Below are 17,832 nucleotides of genomic sequence, written 5' to 3' on the forward strand. Positions count from 1 at the left end.
CCCGCGTTTCACGTGAAACACCTAATTCGGTTGAAAAGACGCCTAACCGGCCGGTCCTCCGAGAAGGCTGCCGTTACCGTTGCCGTTGCCTCGGCTGTCGTCTTCCTCCTCCGATTCCGAAGCCGTCGGTGAGCTGGTTGCCCCACCGTCCGTCCCGCCGGCGTCCGCGCCACCCGACCCGGTACCACCTGTGTCTTCTCCCTCCTCCTCGCAGTTGAAGTCGAAGGGGCGACAGGTATCGGTCTCGGTCGGAGTGGGGTCGCTGGGCTCAGGCTCCGACTCCGAGGTGGTAGGAGACGCCGACGGAGTCTCCTCCTCGGTCTCGGTGGGCGAGGGAGTGGCGGTCGGCGACGGAGTGTCGTTGACGATCTCGCCGATGGGTTCCGGCGTCGGGAAGGGCTCCGGCTTCTGGCCCTTCAGCGCGTCCTCCATGTAGTCCGCCCAGATCTCGGACGGGAACGAGGCACCATGGATACTTTCCTGGTCACCTGTTCCGTACATCTCCAGGAACTGGCGGTTCTTGATGGTCTCGTCATCGGGGTACCGGAACATGCTGATCGCGGTGGACAGCTGCGGGGTGTAGCCGACGAACCAGGCAGACTTGTTGCCGTCCGTGGTACCTGTCTTTCCGGCCACCTCGCGCCCTTCCAACTGGGCGTTGGTGCCGGTTCCCTCCTCGACGACGGTCTTCAGAACGTCCGTGACGTTGTCGGCGACCAGGGCGGTGAACGCCTGCTCGGTCTGGGTCTTGTGCGTGTAGACCGTGCCGTCCTTGCTCGTCACCTTCTTGACGGAGAACGGATCGCGCTGCTCGCCACTGGCCGCGAAGGTGGCGTACGAACCCGCCATGCGGATCGCACTGGGGTTTGAGGTGCCGAGGGAGAAGGACGGGTAGTTCGTCCCGGCGAGGCTGCTCTCCAGAAGTCCGGAGTCCACCGCGGAGGCCTTCACCTTGTCGAGGCCGACATCCACGCCGAGCTGGACGAAGGAGGAGTTCACCGACTCCCTCATCGCCTCACGAAGATCGATCTTGTAGTCGGGAGCGGTGCCGTAGGTCTCGTCGCCGTCGTTGACCTGCTCCCACTGCTCGCCCTTCTCGTTCTGCCAGACCGAACCGTCGTATTCCTTGATCTTGAGCTTGTTCTTACCGCTGTACAGGCTCTTCTCGGAAACCTGCGTACGCTCGTCCTGGGCCTGTACCGGGTCTCCGTCGGGGTCCCGGACGCCCCACTTCATGGCAGCCGCCAGCACGTACGGCTTGAACGTCGAGCCCACCTGGGCACCGGTCGAGTCGGCGTTGTTGGTGAAGTGCTTGGTCGCGTCGGTACCGCCGTAGATGGCCTCGATCGCACCGGTCGCCGGGTTCACCGAAGCCCCGCCGAACTGGACGTGGGTGTCCTCCGGGCGTTCCTCGGGCTTGATGTTCTCCTTGTAGACCTTCTGGACCGCCTTCTCGAGCTCCTCGACCTTCTTCCTGTCGAAGGTCGTGTGGATCGAGTAGCCGCCCTGTTCCAGCTGGTTGGCGGTGATCCCGGTTTCCTCGCTGTTGTTGACGATGTACGCCTTGGCGAGGTCCACGAGGTAACCGATCTGCCCGCTCAGCGCGGTGTTCGACCGGGGGTTCTGCACCTTGGGCAGCTTGGTGTGCTTGGCCCTGGTCGTGGGATCCAGATGCCCGTACTCGACCATCTTGTCCAGCGTGTCCTGCATCTGGGTCAGGGCACGCTTCTTGTTGGCCTCGGGGGTGGCGCCGACCGGGTCGATGGAGGTCGAGCCAGCCGGATCGTAGTAGGTGGCGCCCTTGAGGACCGACGACAGGAAGGCGCACTCGCCCTCGTTGAGCTCGAGTGCGTCCTTGTCGAAGTACGCGCGGGCGGCGGCCTGGATCCCGTAGGCGCCACGGCCGTAGTACGCCGAGTTCAGGTAACCCTCGAGGATGTCGTCCTTGTCCTCGGTGGCACCCACCTTGACCGAGACGAAGATCTCTTTGAACTTGCGGGTGAACGTCTGCGACTGGTCGTCCAGCATGGCGTTCTTCACGTACTGCTGGGTGATCGTGGATCCACCCTGCGTGTCGCCGCCCCTGGCCATGTTGAACACGGCGCGGGCGATACCCCGGGGATCGATGCCGCTGTCGTCGTAGAAGGTCTTGTTCTCCTGAGAGATGACCGCGTACTGCATCGCCTTGGGGATCTGCTCGAGATTGACGATCTGGCGGTTGCGCTCACCACCCGTGGCGACCATCTGCTTGCCGTCGGACCAGTAGTAGACGTTGTTCTGCGCCGTGGCGGTCTCGGCGACGACGGGCACGCTCACCAGCGCGTACCCGATCCCCGCGGCGGCCACCGTGCTGCCGAAGAACGCGATGCACAGCCCGGCGACGAACTTCCAGGACGGCATCCAGCGACGCCAGCCGTACTTGTCGTGGCGCGGATAATCGATGATCCGCTTCTTGCCGGTAGGCGCAGCACGGACCCGGCCAGGGCCGGTGGAGCCTGCCCGGCGGCCCCCGCCTCTCTGTGCCGCGCGTCGTGCTTCGGCGCGGCTTCCATAGGTGTGGCCCTCACCACCCGAGTCCGACCCATAGGAATCGGACGGAGACCCGGTGGCGCCTCGCGGTGCCGCGCGGCGGCCGGAGGACGAGCCGGACTGGCCGCGTCGGGCCGCGGCACGTCCGCCTCCCTGCGGCTGCGGCGGTTTGCGACGGTGCTCGCTCATCGAACGACTACTCCTCGGGCAGGCGCATCTCGCGCGCCTGGAAACGGCAGCTGGTTTCCGGTCCCCCCGAAGTACGGATGCGGTGGGTTCCGCATTCATCCCGTACTGCACCAGGGACGGGGACGCCCCCGGGCGTCACTTGGTTCCCGGTGTTGCGCATGGCGCACAGACTACGCACCGCCAAAACCCGCCGAGCACAGAAGTTCATCTCAAATCAGGCAACTTGCTCGCATTGAATCGATGATGTGATCCCGTTCACCACACCCCCTCTTGTCCCAGCCGAAACGCCGTTCTATCGTCATGATGTATCGAGTCGATACATCAGCTCGGCATAAGGGTGGCGATGAGCCACACAAGGCCGTCACCGCACGACCGCGGCAGAGAGGAGGCGACGATGGGCCGGCGTTCCGGGATCCTCGAGTTCGCCGTACTCGGCCTGCTCCGCGAGTCTCCGATGCACGGCTACGAGCTGCGCAAACGACTCAACACATCACTGGGTGTGTTCCGTGCCTTCAGCTACGGGACGCTCTACCCCTGCCTCAAGACGCTGGTCACCAACGGCTGGTTGATCGAGGAGCCGGGGAACACTACCGAGGACGCCCTCGCCGCTCCTCTCACGGGCCGCCGCGCCAAGATCGTCTACAGGTTGACGGCCGACGGCAAGGAGCATTTCGAACAGCTGCTCTCCCAGACGGGCCCCGACGCGTACGAGGACGAGACCTTCGCCGCGCGGTTCGCCTTCTTCGGACAGACTTCACGCGACGTGCGCATGCGTGTACTGGAAGGCCGCCGCAGCCGGCTGGAGGAGCGCCTGGAGAAAATGCGTGCCTCACTGGCGCGCACCCGGGAGCGTCTGGACGACTACACGCTTGAGCTCCAGCGCCACGGAATGGAGTCCGTGGAGCGGGAAGTGCGCTGGCTGAACGAGCTCATCGAGAGCGAGCGGGCCGGGCGGGACCTGAAGGGCCCTGCCTCAGGGGCGCCCCCTCGACAGGACACCACATCTGGAGCGTCGGGCGACCTGCCCCGGTCCGGGGACACACCCCGGACCGGTTCGCCCGACGACACCGCCACGTGAGTCCCATTCAGGGCCTCACTCGTACACATAGGGAGCAACCGGAATGGGTTCGGTTCGCGTAGCCGTCGTCGGCGTGGGCAACTGCGCCGCGTCACTGGTACAGGGCGTCGAGTACTACAAGGATGCCGACGAGGCGTCCAAGGTGCCGGGCCTGATGCACGTCCGGTTCGGCGACTACCACGTCAGCGACGTCGAGTTCGTCGCCGCTTTCGACGTGGACGCCAAGAAGGTCGGTCTCGACCTCGCTGACGCCATCGGCGCCTCCGAGAACAACACCATCAAGATCTGCGACGTCCCCAGCACCGGTGTGACGGTCCAGCGCGGCCACACCCTCGACGGCCTCGGAAAGTACTACCAGGCCACCATCGAGGAGTCGGCCGAGGAGCCGGTCGACGTCGTCCAGGTCCTCAAGGACAAGCAGGTCGACGTCCTGGTCTGCTATCTGCCCGTCGGTTCCGAGGACGCGGCGAAGTTCTACGCCCAGTGCGCCATCGACGCCAAGGTCGCCTTCGTCAACGCCCTCCCGGTGTTCATCGCCGGCACCAAGGAGTGGGCGGACAAGTTCGCCGAGGCCGGTGTGCCGATCGTCGGTGACGACATCAAGTCCCAGGTCGGTGCCACCATCACGCACCGTGTCATGGCGAAGCTTTTCGAGGACCGCGGTGTCGTCCTGGACCGCACGATGCAGCTGAACGTCGGCGGCAACATGGACTTCAAGAACATGCTCGAGCGGGAGCGTCTGGAGTCCAAGAAGATCTCCAAGACGCAGGCCGTCACCTCCCAGATCCCCGACCGGGACCTCGGCGAGAGGAACGTCCACATCGGCCCGTCCGACTACGTTCCGTGGCTGGACGACCGCAAGTGGGCCTACGTGCGCCTCGAGGGCCGCGCGTTCGGTGACGTTCCGCTGAGCCTGGAGTACAAGCTCGAGGTCTGGGACTCCCCGAACTCCGCCGGCGTCATCATCGACGCCCTGCGTGCCGCGAAGATCGCCAAGGACCGCGGCATCGGCGGCCCCATCCTGTCGGCCTCCTCGTACTTCATGAAGTCCCCTCCGGTGCAGTACTTCGACGACGAGGCTCGTCTGAACGTCGAGAAGTTCATCCAGGGCGAGGTCGAACGCTAGGACCCCGCTCCTTCGGGTGAGGACCTTGCCTCCCCTGCGGGTGATCGAGGGTCCCCGGACGCATGTCCCGGGGACCCTCTCCGTATGTGAGGCTGTGCCCCATGGCCGTCGTCCGTGACCTGCGCGTCCTGCTGCGTTTCCAGGGCTTCAGGCGCCTGCTCGCCGTCCGACTGCTCTCCCAGGGCGCCGACGGCGTCTTTCAGGTCGCACTCGCCTCCTACGTGGTCTTCTCACCGGAGAAGCAGACGTCGGCCGCGGCGATCGCCTCCGCGATGGCGGTCCTGCTGCTTCCCTACTCCCTGGTCGGCCCTTTCGCCGGGGCACTGCTCGACCTCTGGCGCCGCCGCCAGGTCTTCCTGTACGGCAACCTGCTGCGCGCACTGATGGCCTCGGTGACCGCTGTCCTGATTCTCGGCCAGGTCCCGGACCGGCTGCTCTTCGCCTCCGCCCTGTGCGTAACAGCTGTCAACCGCTTCGTCCTCGCCGGCCTCTCCGCCGCGCTGCCGCGCGTGGTGGACTCCGAGCGGCTGGTCATCGCCAATTCCCTCTCCCCGACCGCCGGAACGCTCGCCGCGACCGCGGGCGGCGGACTCGCCTTCCTCGTACGCCTGGCCGTCTCCGAATCGGACGCGGCCGTGGTACTCGTGGGCTCGGCGCTGTACCTGTGTGCGGCTCTGGCATCGCTGCGCATGGGAAAGGAACTGTTGGGCCCCGAACGGGCGCTGGTGCAGACGCGGCTGACCGCGGCGCTCACCGGCACCGCTCGCGATCTGCTGGCAGGTCTGCGCCATCTGGCGGCGCCCTCGCGCAGGGAGGCCGCCTGGGCGCTTACCGCGATGTCTCTGATGAGGTTCTGCTACGGCGCCATGCTCGTCATGCTGCTGATGCTGTGCCGGCACGCCCTGACCGACACGACGGAGGGGGGACTCGCCTTGCTGGGCCTGGCATTGGGCGTGTCCGGCGCCGGTTTCTTCGTCGCGGCCGTCGTGACCCCCTGGGCCGCGGGACGGTTCGGGCCGGGCCGCTGGATCATGCTGTGTTCGGCGGCTGCCGCAGTCCTGGAACCCGCGCTCGGTCTGCCCTTCGCCAGTGGCCCCCTGCTGCTCGGGGCATTCGTTCTTGGCCTGACCACCCAGGGCGCGAAGATCGCCACGGACACCATCGTTCAGTCCTCCGTCGACGACGCCTTCCGTGGCCGGATCTTCTCTCTCTACGACGTCCTGTTCAACGTGGCCTTCGTCGGTGCCGCCGCCGTGGCCGCCCTGATGCTGCCACCGGACGGTCGATCGGTCCCCCTGGTGGTGACAATCGCCGTTATCTACGGGGCAGTAGCTATGACTATCGGCCGTTTTGAGCGTCAGTAAGTGTCACATCAATGCCACAGAGTCCTCTGATCGTGTGGCGCTGTCAGTGGTGCCCGGTAACTTACATACGTCTTATCAGCGAGCCATTCACGCCACACGATCGCGTTCCAGGGGGACCTCCAAGTAGCCGCCCCGCCACCTCGGGGCAACCCGTTCACCCAGGGTCAGCCGGGCTTTCCCCAGCAGGCCGGTCAGCCTGGTTTCCCCCGCAGGGCGCCCCGTACCGCCGGAGCAGCCACGCCGCAAGATCGGCTTCAAGACGATCAAGAACATCGTCATCGTCGCGGTGGTCGCCGCTGTGGCCATCGGCGGTTTCCTCGCCAGCCGGGACGACGCCCACACCGCGGCAGTCGGCGACTGCATGCACCGCGACAGCACCAGTGACGACAATCCCGACCTCGAGGTCGTCGACTGCAGTTCCTCGGACGCCCAGTACGAGGTGCTGGCCAAGATCGACGGCTCATTCCTCTCCGGCACTCCGGCATCCAGCAAGTGCGAGGCCGAGGCCAAGAACTTCCAGTACATGTACACCCAGAGCGATGACGGCACTGACTTCCTGCTCTGTCTGAAGGACCACAAGAAGTAAGGCGACACACGGGGGCGGTGTTTCACGCGAAACACCGCCCCCCCATACATCCCGAACGGGGTCATGTTTCACGTGAAACATGACCCCGTTTCGCGTTCTCAGCCTTGCTGCTGCCCAGCCCACCACTCCTTGAGGGCCGCCACGGCTGCGTCGCACTCCATCGGCCCGTTCTCCAGTCGCAGTTCCAGCAGGTGCTTGTACGCCTGACCGACAGCCGGCCCAGGACCGACTCCGAGGACCTTCATGATCTGGTTCCCGTCGAGGTCCGGACGGATGGCGTCGAGCTCCTCCTGTTCCTGAAGCCTGGCGATCCGCTCCTCCAGACCGTCGTACGCGCGCGAGAGGGCTGCTGCCCTGCGACGGTTGCGCGTCGTGCAGTCCGAGCGGGTCAGCTTGTGGAGCCGACTCAGGAGCGGCCCCGCGTCGCGGACATAGCGACGGACAGCGGAGTCCGTCCACTCTCCCATGCCGTAACCATGGAACCGCAGGTGGAGTTCCACCAGGCGCGAGATGTCCCTGACCAGTTCGTTGGAGTACTTGAGGGTTGTCAGACGCTTCTTCGTCATCTTCGCCCCCACCACCTCGTGGTGGTGGAACGAGACCCGGCCGTCGTTCTCGAAACGGCGCGTGCGCGGCTTCCCGATGTCGTGCAGCAGTGCCGCCAGGCGGAGGGTCAGGTCGGGGCCTTCCTCCTCCAGGGCCATCGCCTGTTCCAGAACGATCAGTGTGTGCTCGTAGACGTCCTTGTGCCGGTGGTGCTCATCGCTCTCCAGACGCAGGGCCGGCAACTCGGGCAGCACATGGTCGGCGAGCCCGGTGTCGACGAGCAAGGTCAGTCCCTTGCGGGGATGAGCGGACAGAACCAGCTTGTTCAGCTCGTCCCGTACCCTCTCGGCGGAGACGATCTCGATACGTCCGGCCATCTCCTGCACAGCCGCGACCACCTCGGGAGCCACCTCGAAATCGAGCTGAGCGGCAAAACGCGCGGCCCGCATCATCCGCAGCGGATCGTCCGAGAAGGACGCCTCGGGGGTGCCCGGCGTACGCAGCACGCCTGTCGCGAGATCGTCCAGACCGCCGTACGGATCGATGAACTCCTTCTCAGGCAGTCCGACGGCCATCGCGTTCACGGTGAAGTCACGGCGGACGAGGTCCTCCTCGATGGAGTCGCCGTACGCCACCTCGGGCTTGCGTGACATGCGGTCGTACGCCTCCGAGCGGTAGGTCGTCACCTCGATCTGAAAGCTTCGATCAGCGTCTCCGACACGGGCCTCCTTCTGGGCTCCGACAGTGCCGAAGGCGATGCCTACCTCCCAGACCGCGTCCGCCCATGGACGGATGATCTTCAGAACGTCCTGCGGGCGGGCGTCGGTGGTGAAGTCCAGGTCGTTCCCGAGCCGACCGAGCAGCGCATCCCGGACCGAGCCTCCAACCAGAGCAAGTGAGAACCCGGCCTCCTGGAAGCGGCGGGCGAGGTCGTCGGCGACCGGGGCGACTCGCAGCAGTTCGTTCACCGCTCGGTCCTGCACCTGGCTCAGGGCACTGGTTTGTTCGTTGGCATTCGGCACAACAGAAAAGGGTACGTGGCCCGGGCGACCAAAGCCTCCCCCATTGATCTGCCGCGCAGGCTCCCACAGTCCCCGCACAGGACCTGCGTCCACTCTCGGCAAGCGCTCCGCCGATACGGCCACATACAGGACAGCGCGATGGCCGACCCGATCTTGCAGACCGGTCCGCGGCACTCAGCCTCACGGGGCATCGTTACCATGCGTGGACGCACATCCGACGACCACTGACGACGATAGGGACGGGCGAGCGCGTGGCCGAGGCGGCAGACTTCCAGGGGATGAGTCCCTCACCTGCCCGCCGCTGGCTGCGGCGCACCGGCACCCTGTTCGCCGGAGTCCCCCTGCTGGCGGGTCTGCTTCAGATTCCCGCCATGGCGCCTGCGACCGCCGCCGCGGGGAGCACCGCACGGTCTGCCACCGACGTGGGCTCGGTCTCCGTCTCCGTGAACGCGCTCACGCCCAGCGTCCCCGGTGAGGACGACACCGTCACGGTGTCCGGCACGGTGACCAACAAGGGCAAGCAAGCGGTCACCGACGCCCACGTCGGTCTGCGGGTGGGCCCTCTACTGAACACGCGTTCCGGGATCGACAGCGTCGCCCGGAACAGCGACGACGTCCAGGGCGCCATCGGCCCGGAGAGCGACGACAAGTACGCCCAGAGGTACGCCGAGCTCACGCCCGGCGTCTCGCAACGCTTCAGCCTCTCCGTCCCGGTCGACGAGCTGGACCTCGGGGAGGACGGCGTCTACCAGGTGGCCGTGGTCCTCTCCGGACAGACCGCCGCGCGGCCCTGGGAACAGACCCTCGGTGTCCGGCGGACGCTCCTGCCATGGCAGCCCGACGAAGACGACACGAGGATGAGCACGACGTTTCTGTGGCCGCTGATCTCCACGGTCCACACGATGGCGGAGACAGGTTCCAACGAGCAGCAGACCCCGGTCCTCCGTGACGACGTCCTGGCCAAGGAGATCTCCCCGGGCGGCCGTCTGGACCGGATGGTGGCGCTGGGCAAGAACCTCGACGTCACCTGGGTGATCGATCCGGATCTGCTGGCATCCGTCGACGCCATGACCGAGAGCTACGAGGTCCAGGGCGAGGATGACACCACCACGCCCGGCGGCCATCAGGACACCGCCAAGCGGTGGCTCGCCGACGTACAGAGCGCGGTGAAGGGCAGAGAGGTCGTCGCGCTGCCCTTCGGCGACCCGGATCTGGCCTCCCTCGCCCACAACGGCACCTCGGTCACCGGCTCCCTGAGTCATCTCAAGGAGGCCACGGACGTCGTCGTCAACACGGTGGAGCCGATCCTCCACGTGAAACCGACCACGGACTTCGCCTGGCCCGTCAACGGCGCGGTGGACCCCCCCATCGTCAAGGTCGCCACCTCCGCCGGCGCCGACAAGGTGATCGCCCGCAGCGACAGCTTCCGGGAGACCGGGGACCTGTCGTACACGCCCTCGGCCGCCCGTCCCATCGGCGGCGGCACCACGGCGGTCGTAGCGGACTCCCGGCTGTCCACCGTGTTCCAGGGCGACATGACCGAGGCCTCCACGGCCACGCTCGCCGTCCAGCGGTTCCTGGCCCAGAGCCTGACGCTGGGCCTCCAGACCAGCCGTCAGCGCAACGTCGTCGTCGCTCCCCAGCGCACCCCCACGGCCAGCCAGGCCCAGACGATGGCCGAGGCCCTGAAGGCCGTCCAGGACGGGAACTGGTCCGAGCCCGAGGATCTCACCGCTGCGGCGAAGGCCGAGCCGGACCCTGCCGCCACCACCGAGGTGCCCGCGGCCTCCTCTTACCCCTCCTCGCTGCGCAAGCAGGAGCTGCCACGGTCCGCGTTCGAGCAGATCGCGAGGACGCAGGACAAGCTCGACAAGTTCAAGGTGATCCTCTCGGACCCGTCCCGGGTCGTGACCCCGTTCGGCCGGGCCCTGAACCGCGGGATGTCCGTCTCCTGGCGTGGCCGGATCGCCGAGGCGGCCACCTACCGCAGCGGCGTCGAGGTGTACCTCGACGGGCTCCTCGACCAGGTGAAGCTGATCGAAAAATCGGAGACGAAGCTCTCCGGCCGCAGCGCCACGATCCCCGTAACCGTCCAGAACAACCTGGTGCAGGGGGTAGAGAACCTGACGCTGCGGCTCACCTCGACCAACCCCACCCGCCTCGAGATCGGCGGGGACGCCTACGAGGAACAGCCGGTCGCCGTCTCCGGCGGGCACAGCCAGTCAGTGAAATTCACCACGTCCGCCAACGCCAACGGCCGCGCGACGGTGATCGCCCAGCTGTACACGCAGGACGGCGAGAAGTACGGCGAGCCGGTCACGTTCGACGTCAAGGTCACCGAGATCACCGCCACGGTGATGCTGGTCATCGGCGGCGGTGTGCTGCTGCTCGTCCTCGCCGGTTTCCGGATGTACACGCAGCGCAAGCGTGCCGCGGCCCGAGAGGCCCAGGAGATCCGGGAACAGAACCACGCCGAGGACGAGGGCGGCGACGACCCGCAAATCCCGGACACCACCGCGGAAGGTCCTGCCAAGAAGCCGGAGAACGGCCCGGAGACGAAGAAGCCGGAAGCCGGCTCCGGGACGGACGACCCAGAGCAGCCGAGTGACCCGGTACCGGACACCGAACCGGAAAACGCAGGCCCGTCCGGCACGGGTGAGAGAGTGGACCGTTGAGGATGTCGTGGCCGGTGGGCCCGGGACGATGAGGTGGGATAACCATGAACGCGCCGTACGACGGTGACCGCGGCCATGCCGCGGGCAACTCGGGCCGTCCCGAGTCGGGCCCCCAGGGGGGTCCGCCACCCGGTCACGACCAGGCGCCGCAGCCGCCCGCCGACATGTACCTCCGGGACGCCTACGACCAGGACCCCTACCGGGCACAGGACATCGCCGCCCAGGACCCGGTCTCCGAGGCCCTGTACGACCGCGCGGCACACCCCCCGCCCCCGACGGGCACATACCCCCCTCAGCAGCCGTTGTACGGGCAGCCGCCCCGGTCGCCGTACGCGCCCGACCCAAGGATCTGGGCACAGACCCCCGCTCCGGAGCCGGACGGTCCGACACAGCACCTCCCGTACGGGGACGACCCGCGCACGACGCAGTTCGTCGGCGTGGACGACCTGGTCGGTCAAGCCGGGGACCAGCGTCACGAGCCGGACGCCTTCGCCCATCTCTTCCGGGACCAGCAGCAGGGCAGCGGGCATGCCGGACCGTACGACGGGGGGCATCCCGAGCAACAGGACAGCGGGCACCCCGGCCACCAGCCGGTGGCCGACAGGCAGCCATACGAGTCCGCTTCCGTGCCCGGCCCGGCCTCTGCGGCCCCCGGTCACTACGCGGGCGCCACGCCCCCCTCGGTCGCCGAGGCTCCCGTGCCGGAACCGGCTCCCGCGGCCCCCTCGAAGAAGGGCGGCCGGGCCGGAGGGCTGCTGAAGTCCAGCGCCGTGATGGCGGCGGGCACGATGGTGTCCCGCCTCACAGGCTTCATCCGGTCCGCACTGATCGTCTCGGCTCTCGGTCTGGGCCTTCTCGGCGACTCGTTCCAGGTCGCGTACCAGTTGCCGACCATGATCTACATCCTCACCGTCGGCGGTGGCCTCAACTCCGTCTTCGTGCCGCAGCTCGTCCGTTCCATGAAGGACGACGCCGACGGTGGCGTCGCGTACGCCAACCGGTTGCTCACCCTCGTGATGGCGGCCCTGGCCGCACTGACCGCCGTCGCGTGGCTCGCCGCACCGCTTCTCGTAAGGGCGCTGTCGAACCCGGTCGCCTCCGACCCTTCGGCCAACGAGGTCGCCGTCACCTTCACCCGCTACTTCCTGCCCTCGATCTTCTTCATGGGCGTGCACGTGGTGATGGGGCAGATCCTGAACGCGCGCGGCCGGTTCGGCGCGATGATGTGGACCCCGGTCCTCAACAACATCGTCATCATCGTGACCCTCGGTACGTTCATCTACGTCTACGGCACCGCAGCCGACTCACGGATGTCCGTCACGAGCATCCCGCCGGAGGGCCAGCGTCTCCTCGGCATCGGTGTCCTGCTCGGCCTCGTCGTCCAGGCTCTGGCCATGATCCCGTACCTGCGCGAGACGGGATTCAGCATCCGTCTGCGCTTCGACTGGAAGGGCCACGGGCTTGGCAAGGCGGCGATGCTCGCCAAGTGGACCATCCTGTTCGTGCTCGCCAACCAGGCGGGCGCGCTGGTCGTGACCCAGCTGTCCACCGCTGCAGGTCTGGACTCCGACGTCCAAGGCACCGGTTTCGCCGCCTATGCCAACGCCCAGCTGATCTGGGGCCTGCCGCAGGCCATCATCACCGTCTCCCTGATGGCCGCCCTGCTGCCCCGTATCTCCCGCTCGGCGGCAGAGGACGACGGCGGCGCCGTCCGGGACGACATCTCCCAGGGCCTGCGCACCACGGCCGTCGCGATCGTGCCGATCGCCTTCGGCTTCATCGCGCTCGGCATCCCGATGTGCACCCTGATCTTCGGCTCCTCGGGCATCAGTGAAGCGACCAACATGGGATACATGCTGATGGCCTTCGGCCTCGGCCTGATTCCCTACTCCGTGCAGTACGTCGTCCTGCGTGCCTTCTACGCCTACGAGGACACCCGAACTCCCTTCTACAACACGGTCATCGTTGCCGCGGTCAACGCGGTCGCCTCGGCGGTCTGCTTCTTCGTTCTCCCGGCCCGTTGGGCGGTGGTCGGCATGGCCGCCTCGTACGGCGTGGCCTACGCGACCGGCGTCGGTATCGCCTGGCGGCGGCTGCGCACGAAGCTGGGCGGAGACCTGGACGGCGCTCGGGTCCTGCGGACGTACGCCCGGCTGTGCATCGCCTCGGTTCCGGCCGCGCTGCTCGCCGGCGCGATCTGCTACAGGATCGGACACACCCTCGGTCAGGGCGTCGTCGGTTCCTTCACCGCACTGGTGGCCGGTGGAGCCGTGCTGCTCGGTGTCTTCTTCGTCGCCGCGCGCCGGATGCGCATCGTGGAGGTCAACTCGCTGGTCGGTATGGTCCGCGGACGCCTGGGACGCTGAGGCCCGGGTAGGCGCACAACCATCGTCGGCCCTTGTGTGTCGTGCATACCGGCGGACTGTGGGCACAATTGGTTTCGGCGTCGGACGGCACGCACGGGCCGTCGCCCGACGCGTACATGGATGGGGAGGCAGGGAACGACGGTGGCGGAACGGAGCACAGCTGCCGTCGACGTGGCAGACAACAGCGACGACCAGTCGCTGACCGCGCAGGCGGACCAGTCCACGGCCGACGGGGTGGCCAAGAACCGGGAGCAGGACACGGACAGCGACGCGGCACAGGAGAACGCCGGGACCGACGGTCCCGGGAAGACACCGCCGCTCGAACTGCACAGCGGTCACAAGCTCGCCAGACGCTACCGCCTCGAAGAGTGCGTCACCCGTCTGGACGGGTTCAGCAGTTGGCGTGCCGTGGACGAGAAACTCCGCCGCGCCGTCGGCGTGCACATCCTGCCCGCGGATCACTCGCGCGCCCGCTCCGTCCTGGCCGCGGCCCGTTCCTCCGCCCTGCTGGGCGACCCGCGCTTCGTCCAGGTCCTGGACGCCGTGGAGGAGGACGACGTCGTCTACGTCGTCCACGAGTGGCTTCCCGACGCCACCGAGTTGACCGCCCTCCTGGCGGCCGGACCGCTGGAGGCCTACGACGCCTACCAGATGGTCAGTCAGATCTCCTCCGCCATGGCCGCGGCGCACCGTGAGGGGCTCGCCCATCTGCGTCTGAACCCCAACGCCGTACTGCGCACTTCGACCGGTCAGTGGCGCATCCGCGGCCTCACCGTGAACGCGGCGCTGCGCGGTGTCAGCTCCGACGCCCCGCAGCGCACCGACACCGAGTCCATCGGTGCCCTCCTCTACGCCGCTCTCACCCAACGCTGGCCGTACGAGAGCGACGCCTACGGCATGTCCGGTCTGCCGAAGGACATCGGTCTGATCCCACCGGACCAGGTGCGGGCCGGCGTCCACCGCGGCCTGTCCGAGCTTGCGATGCGGGCGCTCGTCAACGACGGGGCCACCGCCTCGCGTCACGAGTCGCCGTGCACCACCCCGGAGGAACTGGTGAAGGCGATCGGCGAGATGCCCCGCATCCGCCCGCCGGAGCCCGCGTTCACCACTCCGCCCGAGTACCAGCGCACGACCTACCAGCAGGGCACGTACGGCCGCCCCGCGCCGCATCCCGGCGCCACCCAGCCTGTGCAGGCTCCGCCTCCCCCACTGCAGAGCCGCACGGGCAAGGCACTGAAGTGGGCCGTCTCGGCCCTGCTGATCGCCGCGCTCGGCCTGGGCAGCTGGCAGCTGGCGGACGCCCTCATGGAACAGGGCGGCAAGGCGGACGACACGAACAAGACCCACACGACGGACGAGGACGACAAGAGCAGCAGCACACCCGAGCCGGCTCGACCCATAACCATCACGAGTGCTGACGACTTCGACCCCATGGGTGACGGTTCCGAGAAGCCGGCCGATGTGGCGAAGGTCTATGACGACGCTCCCGGTACGTACTGGCAGACCGACTTCTACCTGAGTTCGGACTTCGGCCGCCTCAAGCCCGGGGTTGGTGTCGTCCTGGACCTCGGCAAGGTCCAGGAAGTCGGCGAAGTCACCGTTTCCTTCGTAGGGGACACCTCGGTCGAGCTGCGTGCGGCTTCCAGCAACGCAGGAGGGCAACCGGCGTCCTTGGACGGATTTGCCAAGGTCGCCCAAGGGTCTGGCAACAGTGTCGCCCTCAAGCCCGAAGAAGCACTCAAGTCCCGGTACTTGCTGGTCTGGCTGACTGAGCTGCCGGTACAGGCGGACGACGGGAAATGGCGCGGCAGGGTCGTGGACGTCAAGGTGAGCAGCTGAACTCGGTGGACCGCGCGGTCTGCGGTTACTGGGACCTGCGGACCGCCATTATTCGAATTCCTTCGGCGAGCAGCTTTCGAGTCGCCATCGGCTTCGGTCCGGTCGTCGTTTAACTGACACATCTCCCACTTCTCACACACAAACGACCGACGGGCGAGAAACCGCCGCCCGCCGCAGATATCGCCAACTCGGCGCCAAGCCCCACAGTTGCGATCGATCCGCCACCAGTGAAGCAGAAGGAAGCGCCGTTGTAGGCGGATTCCAGTTGCTTCACGTCATTGAACGTCCCGGCGCCACACCAGCGAAGGAAGCCACAGGCGCCACTTTGATCACTACTGAAGAAAACCGCAGCATTGACGTCGCCTGCCGGGCAAGCGAGAAGCGAGGCGGAGACTGCAATAAAGCACCAGGAAGCGACCGTCACTCGGGCAGTTGCGGTACGCGGTTGCCGAATCAGCAGACGGCAACGGAAAACACTGCGGAGACGGTCACGACCGCAGCGATGACACGGCGTTCCATTCCCCCTCATCACGATAAGATCCGCACACGCAAAAAGTCGGAGATTGCAAAAGAATCGACCAGCGGAATATGAATATCCGCATTCGATCTTGATTTGCAAGAAATGCAAGAGTTCTCGCTCACCGGCCACGGCGTGCCTTTGTCGGCACTTTTAGGTGGATCTGCTCTCCATGCGTAATTGGTGCAGTGTGGGGTGAATCCCTCCCCGCCCCGTTACATCCCGACCCACTGTGTGCCATTCTGTCGGTCAGGATTACGAGTTGGGCAGCAGCGCCATGGCTGCCTCCCCAAGGACGCGGGGAATCTGTGTGGACAATGAGTCGCGCCGAGCTGATCGCTCAGACGCCGAACTCCTGGCATCCCATATCTCGGGGGACAAGGACGCCTTCGGTGAGCTCGTCCGTCGTCACCGTGACCGCCTGTGGGCGGTAGCCCTGCGGACACTGGGGGACCGTGAGGAAGCCGCTGATGCGGTTCAGGACGCCCTTGTCTCCGCCTACCGGGCCGCCCACACCTTCCGGGGCCAGTCGGCCGTCACGACGTGGCTGCACCGAATCACGGTGAACGCCTGCCTGGATCGTGCGCGCAAGGCTGCGTCCCGGAAGACCTCCCCCGTCGACGATACCGAGCGCCTGGAGCAGCTGCTGGAGCCACACGAGTCCGCTTCGGCTCCCGCGGAACGGAACGATCTGCACCGCCAGCTCATCGAAGCGATGGGAACACTCCCGCCCGATCAGCGGGCGGCACTCGTCCTTGTGGACATGCAGGGATACCCGGTGGCCGAGGCCGCCCGCATCCTTGACGTACCCGCCGGGACGGTGAAGAGCCGCTGCGCCCGGGGCAGAGCCAGACTCCTGCCACTTCTGCATCATCTACGACCGGACGGCAGCGGTGACGGCGGGAAGCGTGGCAAGGAGCGGAACCGGACGCGGGGAGCATCCGTCCCACCCGCAGCGGAACCGCGTCGAGCGGATCCGCCGGATACAGGACCGAGTGACTCAGCGGCAGTGAAGGGCGGAGGTGGGCGAGCGTGACCTCGACGACAGACATGACGGAGCACCCAGGCGTCGAGGAGATCTCCGACCTCGCCGAGGGACTTCTGTCACCCGCACGGGACACCGCTGTGCGCCGGCACCTGGACGAGTGCGAGATCTGCGCGGACGTCCGCGCCTCACTGGCGGAGATCCGGGGGCTGCTCGGCACAATGCCGAGTCCACCCCGTATGCCGGCCGAGACGGCGAGTCGTATCGATGCCGCGCTCGCCGCAGAGGCACGGCTCCACGCCACAGTGACGGAGCCCCAGATCATCACCGAACCGGTCGGCGCAGAACCGGTCGACACTTCTCCTGCCCTTTCCGACGAAGACCGTGCACATGTTTCACGTGAAACATCGGTACCGCGTGAAACAGCGGCGGCGGCGGACCGCCCCACTGGGCACCCTCGGCCCTCCAGTACCGGCCCGGGCCGTAAGGGCCGCATGCACCGTGGACGCCGTCGGGCCGCTGTGCTGGGAACGGTGTTCACCGTTGCGGCTCTGGGACTCGGCACGGTATTCCTGTCGTCCGAGAACGAGGACTCGGGAGACAGTCGACAGACAGCCGCCGCAGACACCTTCTCCGAGGGAAAGCTGGAGGAGCGGGTCTCCGCTCTCCTCGCACAGGGCCAGATGCAGACCGCCCCCTCCAACAGCCTGCAGACCTTCGGCCTCGAGTCGGCGCCCGGTTCGGCCACCAGCCCCAGGGTGCTCAGGTCCGTGGTTCCGGAATGCATTCGCAAGGGGATCGGCCACGATGACGCCGCCCTCGCCACGGAGGAAGGCACCTACAAGGGGCGGGAGGCCCTGCTGGTGGTGCTTGCCGATCCCTCCGACGACACCCGGGTGACCGCCTACATCGTCGATACCGCCTGTGTCTCCCGTCCCGCCTCCGCCTCCGCGGCGAGGATTCTGCTGAAGCACTCCTATACACGCGCTTGACGGCCGACACTTCACCCG

The 17,832-nt window shown here is 67.0% G+C and carries 11 protein-coding genes; 9 read left to right on the forward strand and 2 right to left on the reverse strand.

The genetic code is table 11. The features are described from left to right. Positions 1 to 42: 42 nt before the first annotated feature. Positions 43 to 2,718 (reverse strand): transglycosylase domain-containing protein, encoded by a 2,676-nt coding sequence (locus tag HUV60_RS16875; protein WP_257850483.1) that lies wholly within the window; start codon positions 2,716 to 2,718, stop codon positions 43 to 45. Positions 2,719 to 3,112: 394 nt separating this feature from the next. Between HUV60_RS16875 and HUV60_RS16880 the strand changes: the two genes are divergently transcribed. The 4 genes from HUV60_RS16880 to HUV60_RS16895 all read left to right on the forward strand — a co-directional run bounded on the left by HUV60_RS16880 (position 3,113) and on the right by HUV60_RS16895 (position 6,872). Then, a complete protein-coding gene (locus tag HUV60_RS16880) occupies positions 3,113 to 3,796 on the forward strand; it encodes a PadR family transcriptional regulator (protein ID WP_257850482.1) in 684 nt (227 codons plus the stop codon). A 43-nt stretch (positions 3,797 to 3,839) separates the two neighbouring features. Then, a complete protein-coding gene (locus tag HUV60_RS16885; RefSeq protein ID WP_257850481.1) occupies positions 3,840 to 4,922 on the forward strand; it encodes an inositol-3-phosphate synthase in 1,083 nt (360 codons plus the stop codon). A 101-nt stretch (positions 4,923 to 5,023) separates the two neighbouring features. Then, positions 5,024 to 6,286 (forward strand): MFS transporter, encoded by a 1,263-nt coding sequence (locus tag HUV60_RS16890; protein ID WP_257850480.1) that lies wholly within the window; start codon positions 5,024 to 5,026, stop codon positions 6,284 to 6,286. A 286-nt stretch (positions 6,287 to 6,572) separates the two neighbouring features. Next, entirely contained in the window at positions 6,573 to 6,872 is a 300-nt protein-coding gene (locus tag HUV60_RS16895; protein WP_257850479.1) for an LppU/SCO3897 family protein, read from the forward strand. Positions 6,873 to 6,970: 98 nt separating this feature from the next. On the opposite strand, the gene HUV60_RS16900 is transcribed toward HUV60_RS16895, so the two are convergent. Further along, positions 6,971 to 8,440, reverse strand: coding sequence for a CCA tRNA nucleotidyltransferase (locus HUV60_RS16900; protein WP_257850478.1), 1,470 nt, complete (start codon positions 8,438 to 8,440; stop codon positions 6,971 to 6,973). 251 nt (positions 8,441 to 8,691) lie between these two features. Between HUV60_RS16900 and HUV60_RS16905 the strand changes: the two genes are divergently transcribed. The 5 genes from HUV60_RS16905 to HUV60_RS16925 all read left to right on the forward strand — a co-directional run bounded on the left by HUV60_RS16905 (position 8,692) and on the right by HUV60_RS16925 (position 17,814). After that, complete coding sequence (locus tag HUV60_RS16905; protein WP_257850477.1) at positions 8,692 to 11,115, forward strand: DUF6049 family protein; 2,424 nt, start codon at positions 8,692 to 8,694, stop codon at positions 11,113 to 11,115. Between the two features lie 44 nt (positions 11,116 to 11,159). Next, a complete protein-coding gene (murJ, locus tag HUV60_RS16910) occupies positions 11,160 to 13,481 on the forward strand; it encodes a murein biosynthesis integral membrane protein MurJ (RefSeq protein WP_257850474.1) in 2,322 nt (773 codons plus the stop codon). Between the two features lie 141 nt (positions 13,482 to 13,622). Next, complete coding sequence (locus HUV60_RS16915; RefSeq protein WP_257850473.1) at positions 13,623 to 15,320, forward strand: serine/threonine protein kinase; 1,698 nt, start codon at positions 13,623 to 13,625, stop codon at positions 15,318 to 15,320. An 827-nt stretch (positions 15,321 to 16,147) separates the two neighbouring features. Then, positions 16,148 to 16,873, forward strand: coding sequence for an RNA polymerase sigma factor SigM (gene sigM / locus HUV60_RS16920; RefSeq protein ID WP_257850472.1), 726 nt, complete (start codon positions 16,148 to 16,150; stop codon positions 16,871 to 16,873). Then, complete coding sequence (locus HUV60_RS16925) at positions 16,870 to 17,814, forward strand: anti-sigma factor family protein (protein WP_257850471.1); 945 nt, start codon at positions 16,870 to 16,872, stop codon at positions 17,812 to 17,814. Before sigM ends, HUV60_RS16925 begins: the two co-directional genes overlap by 4 nt. The last annotated feature ends 18 nt before the right edge of the window (positions 17,815 to 17,832 follow it).

It is taken from the genome of Streptomyces sp. KMM 9044, assembly GCF_024701375.2.
In the GTDB taxonomy this organism is placed as follows: domain Bacteria; phylum Actinomycetota; class Actinomycetes; order Streptomycetales; family Streptomycetaceae; genus Streptomyces.